Below are 1,609 nucleotides of genomic sequence, written 5' to 3'. Positions count from 1 at the left end.
GCCTATTATATTTGACTATTCACCGCAGAATGATATAAAATGCTTAAAATTATTAGAATACTCTAATATATATTTAATATTTACTAAAACTTAATAAGGAGTACCAACATGGCTGACGAAACTTTAGACGCATCAGGCTTAAACTGCCCACTACCAATCTTAAAAACTAAGAAAGCACTGTCCAAAATGGATGCTGGAAAAATCTTAGATGTAATTTCAACGGACGCTGGTTCAGTAAAAGACATCGAAGCTTTTTGCAATCAAACTGGCAACAAACTTGTTTCAACAGTAGAAGATGGTAGTAAATATATCTTCACTATTGAAAAGGTTTAAAACACTAATTTAACAGGGGGATTTTATTATGTCAGATAACAAAAAAATGACGATTATTGCCACTAAAGGTACTTTTGATTGGGCGTTTCCACCCTTCATTATCGCCTCTACTGGCGTGGCAATGGACAAAGAAGTGACTATCTTCTTTACTTTCTACGGACTTAACCTTTTACTTAAAGACACTTCCAAATTAAAGGTTTCTCCCATGGGCAATCCCGCCATGCCAATGAAACTCCCTATGGGTCCAAAATGGCTACAAAAAATTGATTTTGGCCCTAAGATTCCAAACATCTTTTGGTCTTTACCATTCACAGAGCATCTGGCAACTTATTTAATGAAAAAAACCATGAAAAAGAATGGCGTAGCAAAGTTAGATGAATTACGCGCTATGTGTCAAGAATTTGATGTTAAATTTATCGCTTGTGAAATGACGGTTGATTTATTTGGTTATAGCAAAGACGATTTCATTGATGGTGTTGAATTTGCAGGTGCAGCGACTTATTTTGATGAATGTGATGGCTCAAACCATAACCTTTATATGTAGCAACTTATTGTTAGCTATTAATAAAAACCTCCGAAAGGAGGTTTTTTTATGTCCAATCTAAACTCAACCAATCTCGTTCTTTGGCTATTTTTTGAAGCTTGTCGTCCCCATGCACAACAATAGGATTATCAACTAATTCTAATAACGGTAAATCATTGTGTGAATCGGAATAAAAATAAGCACCCTCCAAAGTTTCATTATTCTCTTCACACCATTGTTTTAGTTTGCGAACTTTACCGATTTGAAAACACGGCTCACCTAATACTTTGCCTGTAAATCTCCCAGCAATCATTTCAGGTTCAGTGGCTAATAACTCATCAATGCCGTAAACTTGTGCAATCGGACGGGTAACAAATGAATTGGTAGCAGTAATGACTATAATTCTATCACCGTTTTTCTTGTGTAAATTTACCACTTTTTGCGCTTTTTCCAGAAGGATTGGCTGGATCTTCTCAGCCATAAATTGTTGATGCCACGCTTTTAATTGCTTAATGGGGTTGCTTGCTAAAGGCGTTAGGCAGAATTCTAAATATTTATCAATATTTAACTCACCTTTAGCGTAATCGTCAAAAAATGCTTGATTTTGCTGCTGGTATTCATCAACATCAACTGCACCAATTTCAGACAAAAACTCACCCCATAAAAAATCACTGTCGCCTCCTAACAAAGTTTTATCTAAATCAAATAATGCAAGTGCCATATTAATAAATATTACAACCAAAGAAAAACATT

Annotated in this window: 3 protein-coding genes; 2 read left to right on the top strand and 1 reads right to left on the bottom strand. The window is 35.2% G+C overall.

Annotated features, from left to right (window positions below; all coding sequences use genetic code 11):
• The first annotated feature begins 108 nt into the window (after positions 1-108).
• Together BAZSYMA_RS06020 and BAZSYMA_RS06015 are read left to right on the top strand one after the other, a co-directional pair.
• Positions 109-333, top strand: coding sequence for a sulfurtransferase TusA family protein (locus BAZSYMA_RS06020; protein WP_090716684.1), 225 nt, complete (start codon positions 109-111; stop codon positions 331-333).
• Between the two features lie 28 nt (positions 334-361).
• Positions 362-877, top strand: a complete 516-nt coding sequence (locus BAZSYMA_RS06015) for a DsrE/DsrF/DrsH-like family protein (RefSeq protein ID WP_010646160.1) — start codon at positions 362-364, stop codon at positions 875-877.
• 46 nt (positions 878-923) lie between these two features.
• On the opposite strand, the gene BAZSYMA_RS06010 is transcribed toward BAZSYMA_RS06015, so the two are convergent.
• A complete protein-coding gene (locus BAZSYMA_RS06010; protein ID WP_090716686.1) occupies positions 924-1,577 on the bottom strand; it encodes a histidinol-phosphatase in 654 nt (217 codons plus the stop codon).
• Positions 1,578-1,609: the final 32 nt, after the last annotated feature.

This window comes from Bathymodiolus azoricus thioautotrophic gill symbiont, assembly GCF_001298715.1.
Classification (GTDB): domain Bacteria; phylum Pseudomonadota; class Gammaproteobacteria; order PS1; family Pseudothioglobaceae; genus Thiodubiliella.
This window is presented reverse-complemented; position numbering and strand designations above follow the sequence as displayed.

Coding starts and splice junctions, on each gene's coding strand:
- BAZSYMA_RS06010 (WP_090716686.1), bottom strand. CDS start 1,577: ATGGCACTTGCATTATTTGATTTAGATAAAACTTTGTTAGGAGGCGAC.
- BAZSYMA_RS06015 (WP_010646160.1), top strand. CDS start 362: ATGTCAGATAACAAAAAAATGACGATTATTGCCACTAAAGGTACTTTT.
- BAZSYMA_RS06020 (WP_090716684.1), top strand. CDS start 109: ATGGCTGACGAAACTTTAGACGCATCAGGCTTAAACTGCCCACTACCA.